Here is a 15,408-nt window from a genome sequence, read left to right as displayed (position 1 = left end):
TTTTTTCATCCTAGCACGCCGATGGCGCTTCGGCTGAAGCCCGCGGCGCAGCGCGCCTGGCCACGACGCGTGCGGGTGCAATGGACAAGATAAACCGGGAGCATTACAGCAGCGCGACGACCTCATCGAGCGACGGCGCATGCGCGCCCGCGTGCCGGCATGCGGCCGCGCCTGCCGCCAGCGCGAACGCCAGATGCTCGGGCCACGCGCGCTGCGAAGCCGTCATCAGGCTGAACAGCAAGCCGCCGATGGAAGCGTCACCGGCGCCGACCGTATCCACGACTTCGACGCGCGGCGGCCGCGCCTCGGCCGTCATCGCGCCGTCGATCAGCAGGGCCGTCTCCGGTCCGCGGGTGACGAGCACGGTGGCGGCTGGGTTCATCGCGCGCAACTCGGCGAGCGCATGAGCTTCGTCTTCGGTCTTGAAGATGAGGCGCAGATCTTCGTCGGATACCTTGATCAGATCGGCGAGCGCGGCCATTTTGCGCAGCGTGGGTTCGTAGCCGTGCTCCATCAGGTTCCGGTAGTTCGGATCGAAACTGATCTTCACGCCGTGCGAACGCAACTCGGCAGCGAGCGCGGCGAGCGTGTCGCCGAGCGGTTGCCGCACGAGGCTGATACAGCCGAAGTGCGCCCACATCACCTGCTGCATCCAGCCCGACGGCAGACGCGCGGGATCGAAGGCGAGATCGGCACCGTTCTCGCCCATGAAAAAGTAAGCAGGCGGATGCGTGCGATGAACGATCGCGAGCAAAGGCGGGCGCTCCACGCGCTGCATGAAGCGCATGTCGAGCCCTGCGGCAACGCTCGCGTCCCACAGCTCATCGGAGAAATTGTCGACGCCGAGCGAGCCCGCGCACGCAGTCGGCAAGCCGAGCCGTGCGACGCAGCGCGCCACGTTCCAGCCGGCGCCGCCAGGGCGCGACAGCCATTGCGACGCGCCGGTGCGCACGAGGTCGGTGAGGATATCGCCCGCCGAAACGAAGACGGGCAGTTCATTGGTCGCGCTGATTGGACTCATTTTGCGTGCTCCGTGGAGACGGCCGCGACGGTCGCGCCGTCGGCCAGCGCATGCGCCAGCACCTCGTAGCACGCGCCCATCGTGTGATAGTCGGTCTTGCCGGCCGGACTCTTTTCGTCGCTGTATTTGCGGTTGTCGCAGGTGAGTATGCGATACCACGCGCCGTATTTGTGGTCGACGAAATGCGCCCAGCTATAGCGCCAGATCTCGTCGTACCAGTCCCAGAAACGTTCGTTGCCGGTGCGTTTGCCGAGCAGCGCGGCGGTCGCGAACGTCTCGGCCTGCACCCAGAAGTACTTGTCGTGATCGCACACGGTGCCGTCGGGGCCGAAGCCGTAATAGAGGCCGCCGTGGTCTTCGTCCCACGCGTGCGTCATCGCGGCGTCGAACAGTTCGATGGCGCGCGGCAAGAGCCAGGGCAATGGACGATAGCGCTCGAGAATCAGCAGCAGCTTCGCCCATTCCGTTTGATGTCCCGGCTGGAAACCCCACGGACGAAAAATATTCGAACTGTCTTCCTCGTTGTAGTGCCAGTCCACCGACCAGTCCGCGTGAAAGTGCTCCCACACGAGCCCTTGCGACAGCTTCGCCTGACGTAGCGTGATATTCGATGCGACGCGTTCGGCGCGATCCAGATAGACGAGGTGGCCGGTCGCTTCATGCGCGGTGAGCAAGGCTTCGGTGGCGTGCATGTTCGCGTTCTGCCCGCGATAGGAGCTGACGCGCCATTCGGGCGATGCTTCGTCGGCATAGAGACCGGCGGCGGCGTCCCAGAAGCGATGCTCCATTAACTCGAAGGTCGCGCCGATCATCGGCTTCGCTTCTTCGATGCCGGCCATCGCCGCGTGCGAATACGCGAGCAGCACGAACGCGAGGCCGTAGCAGTGGCGCGTGGCGTCGAGCGTGTGCTTTTTGCCGTCGCGCCATTCGATCTCCCAGTCGTAGCCTTCGTGCTGCGCGTCCCAATGCGCGTCGCGCAGAAAGCGCAAGCCGTGGCGCGCGTATTCCAGGTGCTTCGGGTCGCCGAACTGGCGATACGCCATTGCGTAGTTGAAAACGTAGCGGCAACTGCTCACCAGGTGCCGCGTGGTTTTGTCGTAGACGGAGCCGTCGTCGCGGAAAAAATGGAAGAAGCCGCCGCTTGGATCGAGCAGGTTCGGCGCGTAAAAGCGCAGCGTGTCTTCGATATGCGAGAGCAGAAACTCGCGGCCGCGAAAACTCGCGACGGGCGGCACGGCAGGTGCGCCGTTGGCGGAGTGGGGCGTAGCGGATAGCGTCATGGCGTTTTCACCAAAGTACTGGCACGGGCAATGAGATGGACGGGCAAGCGGACTTCCGTTTCGGCGGGCGCGTCTTCCAGCAGCAATTCGACGCCGCGGCGGCCGAGCGCTTCCTTGTCGACCGCAATGGTGGACAGCGGCGGCGTGGCGTGAGCGGCGGCGGGAATGTCGTCGAAGCCGATGATGGCGATGTCCTCGGGCACGCGCACGCCGCGCGCGAAGCAGGCGCGCTGCGCCGCGAGCGCGGCGGCGTCGTTGTAGGCGAACACGGCGTCGGGGCGTGAGCCCGGCGCATCGAGCAGTTGCTGCATCGCTCGGGCGGCGCCGCTGTCCGGATCGAGTCCGGCGTCGATCGTTACTTCGAGCGACGGGTCGAACAGCAGCCCCGCTTCAAAAAACGCGCGCCGGTAACCGAGCGCGCGCTGCGCGATGCTGAAGTGCGCGAGCGATCCGCCGATGAACGCGACGCGCTTGCGCCCCAGTTCGAACAGATGCTGCATCGCAAGCGCGGCGCCGGCGGCGTTGTCCAGATTCACGGAGCGAAGACCAGGCGCCCACAAATCGATCAGCACGAGCGGGCGCTGCATGGCGACGAGCGTGGCAAGCGTCTCCGGTTCGACGAAGCCCGCAATCGCGACGGCGTCTGGGGCGTGCAGACGCATCTGTTGAATCACGTCTTCGGTCGGACCGGCGGTCAGCACCGACGGCACGATGCCGCGCTCGCGGCACGCGTCTTCCACGCCATGAAGCACGTGCGAGAAGAACGGGCTCACGGCGAAGTTGTTGTGCTGGCGGTGCAGCAGGAACGTCAGACGGCGGATGCGCGGACGCAGTTGGGCGGCGTCATAGCCGAGCTTGCGCGCGGCTTCGACCACGCGCAGCCGAGTGGCCTCGGAAAGCCCTGGCTGATTTTTCAGTGCGCGTGAGACCGTGCCGATCGACACGCTGGCCGCTAGCGCGACGTCGCGGATTGTTGTCGCCATCGAAGCAAGCGGCCGTGACAAGGCGGCCGCACGTGTTTGGGTCCGGGCGATTGTATAGTAAAACCGCTGCAAAACAGCCGATAAGCGAGATTGATGGCACCCGTAAATACCCGTAGATACGGCTTTTTTCGAGATTTATGTGTTTAGTAAAATCTGCTAAACACACGCGCTTCGAGTACGTTTGCAGCATGGCGGCGCGCACTTTGCATCTCGGCCAAAAAAGCCGGAGCGCGTTGCCGTCGGCGCTCCCCGCCTGCTCGGTTTCGTTCAGGCGCAAGAGGCCGCTCGCTCAGTCGACGGGTATCGCCTCTGCTCCTGACTGCCCGCGCAGCAACGCCACGCTATCTTCTGCATCGATCAGCACGAATCCGCTTGCCTCCAGCTTCGCGCGCCGTTTGGCCAGCGCTGCAACCGTGGCGATTTCCTCGCTGTTGTAGAGCGACGCGCCGTCGGCCGGCTCCGGCTCCACGCGCACGCAGCCAATCGCCATCGTCACGAAACCGAAGAAGGTCGGATTGCCGCGACGGTCCTCACCGTGAATGCCTCCGGCGAGACGGTCAGCCGGCGCATAGAAGCGTTGTGCGCCTTCGTTGAACACACGGATCGCGCGCAGCACGCGTTCGCGCCAGTCGTCGCTCTGAAAGAGGACCAGAAAGTCGTCGCCGCCGACGTGACCAAGAAAGTCGCGCGTCGGATCGCAGACGTCGGCGAGCACGGCTGCGGCGAACTTCAGCACTTCGTCGCCCTGCCAGTAGCCGTATTGATCGTTGAAAGGCTTGAAGTGATTCAGGTCCACGTAGCACGCGTAGAAACCGGCGTGATTGCCAACGAGGCGCGCAATGTGCGAACTGATCGGAATGTTGCCCGGCAGGAAGGTGAGCGGGTTCGCGTAGCGCGCCGCTTCGATGCGCACTTCGGTCACCGCGCGCACCAGGTTTTCGCCGGTGCCGAGTCCCGCGTACTTGCCGTTTTCGGTGATGACAAAGCCATCGGCGAGATAGCGCTGATCGTCGCTTGCGAGGAGCTTGGCCATCTGCTCGACGGTCATCGATTTTTCGATCACCACCGGGGACGCGTTCGCGAACAGCAGGCACGGCCGCTTGCCGAACAGCTCGCGGTGATACGGCAACGCATAGCGGTCCATGAAGCTGCGGCGATTGATGAGCGCCACGGGCTCGTCATGCTCGACCACGGCGACCGCGTGCAGATCGGGCAGACGGTTGAAGAGTTCGAGCACGTCGTTGTTGGTCGCCTGGCGCGGCAGTGCGGGCGCGTGTACGAGCATCTTTTCGGATGCCAAGCCGCCAGATGGCGATGCGCCGCCGAGCGTGCGCGTTGCCTCTGGAAACACGGCGATGTGGCCGGCGCGCAGCGCGTCGCGAGCGTCGTCGGTGACTTTGCGTGCCGGCTGCGCATGCGGACGGCCGAAGAAAAAACCTTGCCCGCAGCCGATTCCCATGTCGCGCACGACGATCAGATCCGCCTCGTTCTCGATGCCTTCTGCCACGAGGCGCGCGCCGCTCGCGCTCGCAAAGTGCTGCATCGCGCGGACGGCTTCGAACTTGAGCGGATCGCAGGCGATGCCGTGAATGAAGAAGCGGTCGATTTTCACGACATCCGGTTGGAGCCGCACCCACAGATTCATGCTGGCGTTCGCGGTGCCGTAATCGTCGAGGGCGAACTGCGCGCCCGCCGTGCGCAACGAGGCGATCACCGGCAGGAAGCTGCCCACGTCGGGGATCGTGCTTTGCTCCGTCAACTCGACCACGATGCGCTGCGGGTCGACGCCGCGATGCCGCAGCAGCGCAAGCGTGTCGCCGGGCGCCTCGGCGAGACGCCGAAGCGCGCCCGCGCTGAAGTTGAGGAACAGCTTGCCGTCGTAGCCGAGCCGCGCGAACGCTTCGATGCAGGCGCGCGCGGCGGCCTGTTCGAGCTCGATCGTGCAGCCTTCGGCGAGCGCTTGCGAAAAGAGCGCGAACGGCGCTTCGAGCGATGTGCCGGCGGGCCCGCGAATGAGGCCCTCGTAGCCGAGAATCGCGCCGTCCTCGAAGTCGATGATCGGCTGGAATACGGCAGACAGGTCGCGCCGGACAATCAGTTCCTCGATGCGCGGCGCGGTGATTCCGGAGGTCGAGCGAAGTTGCATGGCAGGTACGCGTAGCGATGGACCTTCGGCTTATCGACCTGCGGTGCGGAGAATTAAGTGAACTTTTGGTGACGCGTTGCACTGGAGTGGTGCGTTCGGCTGGGCGAGTCTTCGCGCGCGGTTTTCTGACGGTTGTGGGGCGCTAGGAGGAGTTGGCCGGAAGTCGACCAGAAGCCGGCCAGAAGCCGACCAGAAGCCGACCAGAAGCCGACCAGGGGTTGACCAGGAATCTGCCTATGCCATCCGGCCGAGGCGACAACCGTCGCGTATGAGCGTGAAATAACAAAAAGCCGCGCAAGGCGGCTTTTCGAAAACGACGCTCAGGGAGGGCGCTTATGAATGTCCTATTTGCATTGCGCGCGTATTCAACGGCGAGCGACGGCAGCGGCGGTTCGCTCGCGCGAGGCGACGCGAGTTTCGCCACTGGTGTCGCGAGCGCCCCAACGCTGCGCGAGCGCGGCGCACACCATCAGCTGGATCTGGTGGAACAGCATCAGCGGGAGAACGACAGCGCCGACCGCCTGCGAGGCAAAGATGACCTTGGCCATCGGCACGCCGGCGGCAAGACTCTTCTTGGAGCCGCAAAAGATAATGGTGATCTGGTCAGCGCGGCTGAAGCCGAGCCGCTTGCTCACCAGAATCGTCATGCCCAGCGCGAGCGCGAGCAGCACCGCGCTGATGAGCAGCACGCCGCCCAGCGCGGAGAGCGGGATCTGATGCCACAAGCCCTCGGTCACGGACTCGCTGAAGGCGCCGTACACCACCAGCAGAATGGAGCCCTGATCAACGAACTTCAGCACGCCGCGATGCCGGTCGATCCACTTGCCAATCAGCGGGCGCAGCAGTTGTCCCGCGACGAACGGCACCAGCAATTGCAGCACGATATTGCCCACGGTGTGCCAGGGGGAGCTACCGCCCGCCGCCTGATTCGTGACGAGGACGCTGACGAGTGCGGGCGTGATGAAGATACCGAGCAGGCTGGAGGCCGACGCGCTGCAAACCGCGGCCGGCACGTTGCCTTTGGCAATGGACGTGAACGCGATAGAGGACTGAACCGTCGACGGCAACGTGCAGAGGAAGAGGATGCCGGCATAGAGCGCAGGCGTGACAAGTGGCGAAAGGAGCGGTTTAAGCGCGAGGCCGAGCAGCGGAAACAGCGCGAACGTGCTGAGCAGTACGACCACATGCAGACGCCAATGCGTCGCGCCAGCAACAATCGCTTCCCTCGAAAGCTTCGCGCCGTGTAGGAAGAACAGCAGCCCGACCGCGACGTTCGTCACCCAGTCGAACCCCACGGCGGCCTGCCCGCGAACCGGGAGCAGGCTGGCGAGTATCACCGTGCCGACGAGGCAAAGAGTGAAGTTGTCGGGAAGCAGTTTCGGGCGGGCCATGTCGGGTTCTCGAAATCGGTAGCGCAGGACTGCACGCAAGGCGCGTGCGCGAAGCGCCGCGTCGTTTTTCGCGCTATGGAAAACCCTTATTGTCCATCCAGACCGATTGAAAACGCAAATTCATTTGCCGAATTGATTAATGATTCGATTGCATTCGATGCCAGTGGACAGACTCCGAGGCGCGTCATCAAGCAGTGGGCTGGCTCGCGAGGTTGCACATCGGTGCCTCGCAGCGGTCGGGTAAACGCCGCGCGAAACAGAGCACCCATCACTTGGGTCGCTCCATGTTTCGCGAACGCGGCAAGCCTCAATGGATCACCGGTTCCAGGCCGTTTCCGCAAGGCTTATGTCGTAGAAAAACGTCGCAGTAACAAGGTGTTACAACAGCGGGAAGGGCCTAACACTTTTTGGCTCGACACCCATTGCGGGCGACCATAAATTACCGTTTCAAAGGCCATCGGGATGCCCCGCGCCGCGACGTGTCCGCAGCGCCCGCGCCAGTCCCACAACAAGTCCATCGCAGCTCGAACGGTGGGCTTCAGGCAAGTCTTCGGGCAAGTGAGTCACTGGTGGACGGGTTGTCGAGAACGAAGCACTGGGCGTGGGGCGCGGCTATCGTCGTGCTGTGCTCGTTCGCCTATGCGAAAGGGCCAGGCATGCCGCAAGGCGTCGTGAAATTTGCCGCGGACAGTTTTGGTCACGGCAACTACGTCAACCGCGACATTAATCGCGAGCTCGGCCGCTCGGGCGCTTCGACCCTGAGCATCCGCCGTGTTGCCGGACCGGGCGCTTATCCAGGCGAAGGCCGCGGCGGTATTCCCTATGCCGGTGTGATTACGCCCGTCAGTGCCGAGTCGCGGCCCGGACAGCGACCGCAGTCCAACGCGCCGGTTCGCTCGGGCTCGATTCGCGCCGACGTCGCGCGCTACAACGAAGAACGCGGTGCACTGCGCGCGATCCAGCGCCAAGCAGACGACGGCCGCCCGCCCGATAATTCACCGTACCGGAACTAACTTCGGCTAGACCCGACTTCAACGAGCTTTAGCCGGATCCGGCGCGGCGTTTTCCGCTTGCGCCTCATACCTCACAACGCCGGTTGCTCACAGCGTCTTCATTTCCTCGCCTTTCAATCAGCTTGGTGAGCGCATTACAGTTCGCCTCGCTTCAACAGCACGCGCGCAATCTGACGTTTCGACGCCACACTTTTTTGAAAACACTCGGCAGCGGACCGCATCCCGTCGTCAAATTTGGCGTTTATGCGGCGGCGCGTCATCGGCATGTCATTTGAAGCGTTGTTGACGGGCTGGCGCATGTCGAGCGCTGCTTCGCGCGAGCCGTGGCCTCTGCTGCGGCACCGCGAGCACGCGCGCGCGAAGGTCTTTAGCAGGACGATAAGCGACAAAACTAATCGGACCGATATACCGGCAATAACCAGCGATATTTTTGTTTATAAAAATGGTCCGCAAAGATGGTCCCGCCCAGATTGGCTCGACGATCGAACGGACGACAACAATGGTTCGCGCGAGCTTGCCCTTTCGCATAGCCAAACCCTTTTGACAAAGACTGGAGAATCCATGAAAACAAACATCAGCTGTGTGCTGAAGACCACCCTCAAGGCAACCGCATGTGCCGCTTTGCTGGCCGGTGCATCGTCGGCCTTCGCGCAATCGAGCGTGCAGCTCTACGGTCAGGTGGACGAATGGGTCGGCGCGCAGAAATTCCCCGGCGGCAAGACTGCGGTGCAGGTGTCCGGCGGCGGAATGTCGACGTCGTACTGGGGTTTGAAAGGGGCTGAGGATCTGGGCAACGGCTACAAGGCGATCTTCACGCTAGAAGGCTTTTTCCGCGCGCAAAACGGGCAGTACGGCCGCTTCACCGGCGATACGACGTTCTCGCGCAATGCCTATGTCGGCATCGAATCGCCGTATGGCACCGTTACGGCGGGCCGTCTGACCACCGAACTGTTCGTGTCGACGATTCTGTTCAACCCGTTCATCGACTCGTACGTCTTTTCGCCGATGGTCTACCACGTGTATCTCGGGCTCGGCACGTTCCCGACTTACTCGACCGATCAGGGCGTGACCGGCGACTCCGGTTGGAATAACGCGGTTCAGTATCAGTCGCCGAACTTCAATGGTTTGTCGGCGAGCGCGATGTACGCGCTTGGCAACACGACGCAGAACGGTGCGAAGAAGTGGAGCGGCCAGGTGCTGTACTTCCACGGCCCGTTTGCCGCGACCGCGGTTTATCAGTACGTGAACTTCAATAACACGCCGGGCGATCTGGGCAGCTTCGATTCGTCGGGCGTGCCGGGCCTGAAGGCGCAGAGCGTTGCGCAAGTCGGCGTCTCGTACGACCTTAAGTACGTGAAGCTGTTCGGCCAGTACATGTACACCCATAACGACCAGACGCTGACGAGCTGGCACGTGAACACCGCGCAGGGCGGCGTGTCGGTGCCCGCGGGGCCGGGAACGGTGATGGCGTCGTACGCTTACTCGCGCGACGGCGGCGGCTTCGACCAGACGCGCCAGACCGCGGCGATCGGCTACGACTACCCGCTGTCCAAGCGCACTGACGTCTACGCGGCTTACCTGTACGACCACATCAGCAGCCAGTCGAGCGGCAACACATACGGCGTCGGCTTGCGCGCGAAGTTCTAGGCGTCGCAGCGTCGGCTGAACTGGCCCGCGCGCGGCGCGACTGCCGCGAGCCGGCCGCATGGCCACAACCTCCAAAGCCCGCTTCCTCACGGAACGTGGGCTTTGTCTTTTCTGAGCATTCGGCCAGAGCCTTTCCCCACCGGCTCTTGATAAACCGTGCAAAATGACGCCGATTAATTCCTCGAGCGAGCGATTCGGATGGACACCCTCGTCAGCATGAAAGTGTTCCGCCAGGTGGTCGAAGTAGGCAGCTTCGTCGGCGCGGCTGAACGGATGGAAATGTCGGCGGCGATGGCGAGCAAGCATGTCATGCATCTCGAACAACAACTCGGCGCGCGCTTGCTGAACCGCACGACGCGCCGTGTTGCGCCGACCGAAGCGGGCCGCGAATACTACGAGCGCCTGAGCCAGGTGCTCACCGAGCTCGAAGAAGCAGAGCAGGTTGTCGGCGCGGCCAGCGTCGTGCCGCAAGGGCGCTTGCGAGTGTCGTCGCTATCGGCATTCGGGCTGAGTCACGTGATGGCCGCGGTCGCCGACTACGCGGCGCAGTATCCGCAAGTTACCGTCGACATCACGTTGTCGGACCGCGTGGTCGAGCTGATCGACGAAGGCTTCGACGTTGCGATCCGCGCTTCCCCGAGCGGGCTCAAGTCGTCGTCGCTGATCGCACGGCAGATCGCAATGGCGCATCTGCTGCTGTGCGCGTCGCCGGACTATTTGCGCCGGCGCGGCACTCCGAAGACGGCTGCCGATCTCGCGCGCCACAACTTTTTGCAATACACGGGCGTGTCGGCCATCGACGTCCTGCAAGCCACGGGTGAAGCCGCGCGCGTGCGGCTGTCGGGCAATCTGATCGTCAATCATCTCGAGGCGCAACGCGTAATGGTGCTGCATGGCGCGGGCATCGCGCTGCTCGGCACCGAGGTGATCGGCGCCGATCTGGCCGAGGGGCGTCTCGTGCCGGTGCTCGTCGATGAAGTGCCGCCGCGCGAGCTGCCGATTCATGTGGTGTACGCGAGCCGGCGCCATCTGTCGGCGAAAGTGCGTTCGTTCGTGGACTTCCTCGCCGACCGGTTCGCGAACGAATCGCTGTGGCCGTCGCTCGAACAGATCAAGGCGCTGGCCGTGCGTTAGCCGCCAGGCCGCCGCGACCCGTTTCGCTATACTGGTTGGCAGCACCCATACACGCGAACAGCGTAACGATCTGGGGGAGACATGACCGACCTGTCCACGCCACAACGCGCCGCCAGCCACGAGCTGCCCGCGGGCCGGCGCTTGCGCTTCGTCACCGCTGCGGCCCTGTTCGACGGCCACGATGCATCGATCAACATCATGCGCCGCATCCTGCAAGCGAGCGGCGTCGAGGTCATCCATCTAGGCCACAACCGTTCCGTTGATGAAGTCGCGACCGCCGCGCTTCAGGAGGACGCAGACGGCGTCGCGGTGTCGAGCTACCAGGGCGGCCATAACGAATACTTCCGCTACCTGGTCGATCTGCTGCGCGCGCGCGGCGGCGAGCGCATCAAGGTGTTCGGCGGCGGCGGCGGGGTGATCGTTCCCGACGAAGTCGTCGAACTGGAAAACTATGGCGTCGAGAAAATCTATTCGCCGCACGACGGTCAGCGGCTTGGCCTGCAAGGCATGATCGACGACATGATCGCGCGCTGTGCGACGGTGGCGCGCGAGAGCGCCGCAACGCGCGCCGGCGCGGTCCATGAATGGATTGCGGGCCTCATCGCGCAACCGTTATCGCGCGGGCACCTGGCGGCGCGGCAGAGCGCGGGTGTGGGCATCGACACTGGCTCCTTCATCGGCGAAGAGCCCGGCAATGCGCAAAACCATGCGCGCGAAAGCAGCAATTTGAATCCGCACGACGCAACCTCGCTCGTATTCCGCCGGCTCGCTCAACTGATCAGCGCCTTCGAGGCGGGCGGCGTCGCGTCGTCGCGGCGTGACGAGCTTTCCGTTCTGGCGCAGGCAGTGCAGGTTCCCGTGCTCGGCATTACCGGCACTGGCGGCGCAGGCAAATCGTCGCTGACCGACGAACTGATCCGCCGCTTCCGGCTCGATTACGGCGACGCGCTGACCATCGTCGTGCTCGCCATCGACCCATCGCGCCGCAAATCGGGAGGCGCGCTGCTCGGCGATCGTATCCGCATGAACGCGATCGGCGACTGGGGCGGCGGTGCGCGCGTCTATATGCGTTCGATGGCGACGCGCGAGGCGTCGAGCGAAATCTCCGACGCGCTGCCCGACGCGCTGATGCTTTGCAAGGCGGCCGGCTTCGACCTGATCGTCGTCGAGACGTCCGGCATCGGTCAGGGCGATGCGGCAATCGTGCCGTTCGTCGACGAATCGCTGTATGTGATGACGCCTGAGTTCGGCGCGGCGAGCCAGTTGGAGAAGATCGACATGCTCGACTTCGCGGACGTCGTCGCAATCAACAAGTTTGACCGCAAAGGCGCGGCCGATGCGTTGCGCGATGTCGCCAAGCAGGTGCAGCGCAACCGCGGCGAGTTCGCGAAGTCGCCCGATGCGATGCCCGTATTCGGCACGATCGCTTCGCGCTTCAATGACGACGGCGTGACCGCGCTCTACGAACACATCGCCGAAGCGCTCCGTAAGCACGGTTTGCGCTCAGGCGGCGGCCGTTTGTCCGTGCCCGCCAACTTACGCTTCTCGAGCGGCCGTCATGCGATCGTGCCGCCCGCGCGCGTGCGCTATCTCGCGGAGATCGCGCAGACCATCCACGCTTACCGCGAGCGGGCCGAGCAGCAAGCGGGTATTGCGCGCGAGCGCTGGCAACTCGCCGAAGCCCGCCGCATGCTCGCGCAAGCGAACGCAGACTCGCACGATGCCCAATCCTCGCTCGATGCGCTCGATGCGCTCATCGAGCAACGCAGCGCCGCACTCGGCGAGCACGAGCGCAAACTGCTCGAAGCGTGGCCGCAAACCGTCGCCGCCTATTCGGGCGATGACCATGTGGTCCGCATTCGCGACCGCGAGCTTCGCACGGCGCTCACGGTCACGACTTTGTCCGGTACGCGGATTCGCAAAGTCGCGTTGCCGAAATTCGTCGACCACGGCGAAATTCTGCGCTGGCTGATGCTCGACAATCTGCCGGGCTATTTTCCATTTACGTCAGGCGTGTTCCAATTCCGTCGCGAGAACGAAGACCCGACGCGAATGTTCGCTGGCGAAGGCGATCCGTCGCGCACCAACCGGCGTTTCAAACTGCTGTCCGAGGGCATGCCGGCCAAGCGTCTTTCGACCGCGTTCGACTCCGTCACGCTTTACGGCGAAGAGCCGCACGAACGCCCGGACATCTACGGCAAGGTGGGCAACTCCGGTGTGTCGGTTGCGACGCTCGACGACATGCACGCGCTCTACGACGGCTTCGATCTGTGCGCGCCGGAAACATCAGTGTCGATGACGATCAACGGCCCAGCGCCGACCCTACTCGCGATGTTCTTCAACGTTGCGATCGATCAGCAGATCGCGCGCCACGCGCAGCAACTGAGCCGCGCGCTGACCGAAGACGAGCTCGCCGCGACGCGACGCGCGGCGTTGGAGAATGTGCGCGGCACAGTGCAGGCCGACATCCTGAAAGAAGACCAAGGGCAGAACACCTGCATTTTTTCGACCGAGTTTAGCCTGAAAGTGATGGGCGATATTCAGGCGTATTTTGTCGAACACGGGGTGCGTAATTTCTATTCGGTGTCGATCTCCGGCTACCACATCGCCGAGGCCGGCGCGAATCCGATCTCGCAACTCGCCTATACGCTCGCGAACGGCTTCACCTATGTCGAGGCGTATCTGGCGCGCGGCATGTCGATTGACGACTTCGCGCCGAACCTGTCGTTCTTCTTTTCAAACGGCATGGACCCGGAATACACGGTGCTCGGCCGAGTCGCGCGGCGCGTGTGGGCCATTGCGATGCGCGAGCGCTATGGCGCGAACGAACGCAGCCAGAAGCTCAAGTATCACGTGCAGACCTCGGGCCGCAGCCTGCACGCGCAGGAGATCGACTTCAACGATATCCGCACGACGCTCCAGGCGCTGATCGCGATCTACGACAACTGCAACTCGCTGCACACGAATGCGTTCGACGAAGCGATCACCACGCCAACCGAGGAGTCGGTCCGCCGCGCGGTCGCGATTCAGTTGATCATCAACCGCGAATGGGGGCTCGCGAAGAATCAGAATCCGAATCAGGGCAGCTTCGTAATCGAGGAACTGACCGATCTCGTCGAAGAAGCAGTACTCGCCGAGTTCGACCGGCTGACCGAGCGCGGCGGTGTGCTGGGCGCAATGGAGACGGGTTATCAGCGCGGGCGCATCCAGGACGAGTCGATGCTGTACGAGCATCGCAAGCATGACGGCTCGTATCCGATTGTCGGCGTGAACACGTTCGTGAGCGCGCATCCGCATGAAGCGCCGCCGCCGATTGCGCTCGCGCGTTCCACCGAAGAAGAAAAGCAAAGCCAGTTAAAACGTCTACGCGATTTCCAGGCGCGGCATCGCGACGCCGCGCCTGCCGCGCTGGATCGTCTGAAGCGCGCGGTGATCGACGATGAAAACGTTTTTGCCGTGCTGATGGATGTGGTGCGCGTGTGCTCGCTCGGGCAGATCACGCACGCGCTCTTCGAAGTGGGCGGGCAGTATCGGCGGAATATGTAGCTTGGTGCGGCGCTCTGGTTATTGGGTGAGCCGCGGGTCACTGCAACGACTGATCCCGCGGCGCGTCTCAGGCAGCGTGGGTCGATGGCAGTCGCCCCACGCCAGCCGACAGCGTATTGACCGCCAGCGCCACTCTCAGCGCCCGATCCCCAGACGCGCCTTTGCGTCGCGGTACTCCTTCGACAGACGCTCAACCAGTTCGCTCACGCTCGGCACGTCGTCCATCAGGCCGACGCCTTGGCCCGCGCCCCAGATGTCTTTCCACGCCTTTGCCTTGTCGCTCGCGAAATTCATCCTGGTCTTGTCCGACTCGGGCAGCGCGTCCGGGTCGAGGCCGGCGTTGACGATGCTCTCGCGAATGTAATTGCCGTGCACGCCCGTGAACAGGTTCGTGTAGATGATGTCCGACGCGGTGGAATTGACGATGGCCTGCTTGTAGCTATCGACCGCGTGGGCTTCTTTGGTGGCGATGAAGCGCGTGCCCATGTAAGCGAGGTCCGCGCCCATCGCTTGCGCGGCGAGAATCGAGCCGCCGTTCGCAATCGAGCCCGACAATACGATTGGCCCATCGAAAATGCGCCGCACTTCGCCCACCAGCGCGAACGGCGAAGTCGTGCCCGCGTGGCCGCCGGCGCCCGATGCGACGAGGATCAACCCGTCGACGCCCGCTTCGAGCGCTTTCTGCGCGTGCCGCAGATTGATCACGTCATGCAGCACGATGCCGCCGTAGCTATGCACTGCATCGACGATCTCGCGCGCCGGCGCGCGCAGGCTCGTAATGAAGATCGGCACCTTGTGCTCGACGCACACGCGCACGTCATGTTCGAGCCGCGCATTCGATTGATGGACGATCTGATTGACCGCAACCGGTCCGACGATTGCATCGGGATTCGCCGCGCTATGTTCGGCGAGCTGCGCCTCGATCTGCGTGAGCCATTCGTCGAGCAGTTCTGCGGGGCGCGCATTCAACGCGGGAAACGATCCGACGATCCCGGCTTTGCACTGCGCGAGCACCAGCTCGGGATAGCTGACGATGAACATCGGCGAGGCGACGACAGGCAGCGCCAGATTTTGCAGAACGGCGGGCAATGCCATAGTGCGGGTCTCCTGGTTGACGGACCGGTGCGCGCAAAGCGCCCGGCTATTGATGAGTTTAGCGGCATGCGGCGCGCGCCGCGTTGAAGCTGACAGCCCGCTCACATAGCCGTTTAAGTGTTTAAGAACGGTCGTTCGATTATAGGCGAAGC

Annotated in this window: 11 protein-coding genes; 4 read left to right on the top strand and 7 right to left on the bottom strand. The window is 63.6% G+C overall.

The annotated features are described in order from the left end of the window. Window positions 1-103 precede the first annotated feature (103 nt). The 5 genes from F759_RS0129930 to F759_RS0129910 all read right to left on the bottom strand — a co-directional run bounded on the left by F759_RS0129930 (window position 104) and on the right by F759_RS0129910 (window position 6,821). Entirely contained in the window at window positions 104-1,021 is a 918-nt protein-coding gene (locus F759_RS0129930) for a carbohydrate kinase family protein (protein WP_027803098.1), read from the bottom strand. Beyond that, window positions 1,018-2,301, bottom strand: a complete 1,284-nt coding sequence (locus tag F759_RS0129925) for an AGE family epimerase/isomerase (RefSeq protein ID WP_027803097.1) — start codon at window positions 2,299-2,301, stop codon at window positions 1,018-1,020. Before F759_RS0129925 ends, F759_RS0129930 begins: the two co-directional genes overlap by 4 nt. Further along, window positions 2,298-3,284, bottom strand: a complete 987-nt coding sequence (locus tag F759_RS0129920) for a LacI family DNA-binding transcriptional regulator (RefSeq protein ID WP_027803096.1) — start codon at window positions 3,282-3,284, stop codon at window positions 2,298-2,300. The genes F759_RS0129925 and F759_RS0129920 overlap by 4 nt, the downstream gene beginning before the upstream one ends. A 289-nt stretch (window positions 3,285-3,573) precedes the next feature. After that, window positions 3,574-5,430 (bottom strand): EAL domain-containing protein, encoded by a 1,857-nt coding sequence (locus F759_RS0129915; protein WP_027803095.1) that lies wholly within the window; start codon window positions 5,428-5,430, stop codon window positions 3,574-3,576. Window positions 5,431-5,795: 365 nt separating this feature from the next. After that, window positions 5,796-6,821, bottom strand: coding sequence for a bile acid:sodium symporter family protein (locus tag F759_RS0129910; RefSeq protein WP_027803094.1), 1,026 nt, complete (start codon window positions 6,819-6,821; stop codon window positions 5,796-5,798). Window positions 6,822-7,390: 569 nt separating this feature from the next. On the opposite strand from F759_RS0129910, the gene F759_RS0129905 reads away from it, so the two are divergent. Continuing rightward, window positions 7,391-7,834 carry a hypothetical protein gene (locus tag F759_RS0129905; RefSeq protein ID WP_027803093.1) on the top strand — a complete coding sequence of 148 codons (444 nt, stop codon included), beginning with the start codon at window positions 7,391-7,393 and terminating at the stop codon, window positions 7,832-7,834. Window positions 7,835-7,968: 134 nt separating this feature from the next. Here F759_RS0129905 and F759_RS42915 read toward each other — a convergent pair whose 3' ends face one another. Then, a complete protein-coding gene (locus tag F759_RS42915) occupies window positions 7,969-8,133 on the bottom strand; it encodes a hypothetical protein (RefSeq protein ID WP_154670922.1) in 165 nt (54 codons plus the stop codon). Between the two features lie 262 nt (window positions 8,134-8,395). Between F759_RS42915 and F759_RS0129895 the strand changes: the two genes are divergently transcribed. The 3 genes from F759_RS0129895 (at window position 8,396) to icmF (ending at window position 14,161) form a co-directional block, all read left to right on the top strand. Continuing rightward, complete coding sequence (locus F759_RS0129895; RefSeq protein WP_027803091.1) at window positions 8,396-9,481, top strand: porin; 1,086 nt, start codon at window positions 8,396-8,398, stop codon at window positions 9,479-9,481. Window positions 9,482-9,679: 198 nt separating this feature from the next. After that, window positions 9,680-10,615 (top strand): LysR family transcriptional regulator, encoded by a 936-nt coding sequence (locus F759_RS0129890; RefSeq protein WP_027803090.1) that lies wholly within the window; start codon window positions 9,680-9,682, stop codon window positions 10,613-10,615. 81 nt (window positions 10,616-10,696) lie between these two features. Then, on the top strand, window positions 10,697-14,161 hold the full coding sequence (gene icmF / locus F759_RS0129885; protein ID WP_027803089.1) for a fused isobutyryl-CoA mutase/GTPase IcmF: 3,465 nt from the start codon (window positions 10,697-10,699) through the stop codon (window positions 14,159-14,161). Between the two features lie 135 nt (window positions 14,162-14,296). Here the strand turns inward: icmF and F759_RS0129880 are convergent, their stop codons facing one another. Further along, window positions 14,297-15,256 (bottom strand): NAD(P)H-dependent flavin oxidoreductase, encoded by a 960-nt coding sequence (locus tag F759_RS0129880; protein ID WP_027803088.1) that lies wholly within the window; start codon window positions 15,254-15,256, stop codon window positions 14,297-14,299. Window positions 15,257-15,408 lie beyond the last annotated feature (152 nt).

This window comes from Paraburkholderia dilworthii, assembly GCF_000472525.1.
GTDB classification, from domain to species: Bacteria; Pseudomonadota; Gammaproteobacteria; order Burkholderiales; family Burkholderiaceae; genus Paraburkholderia; species Paraburkholderia dilworthii.
Note: the sequence above shows the minus strand (reverse complement) of the source record. Positions and strands in the feature narration are given on the sequence as shown.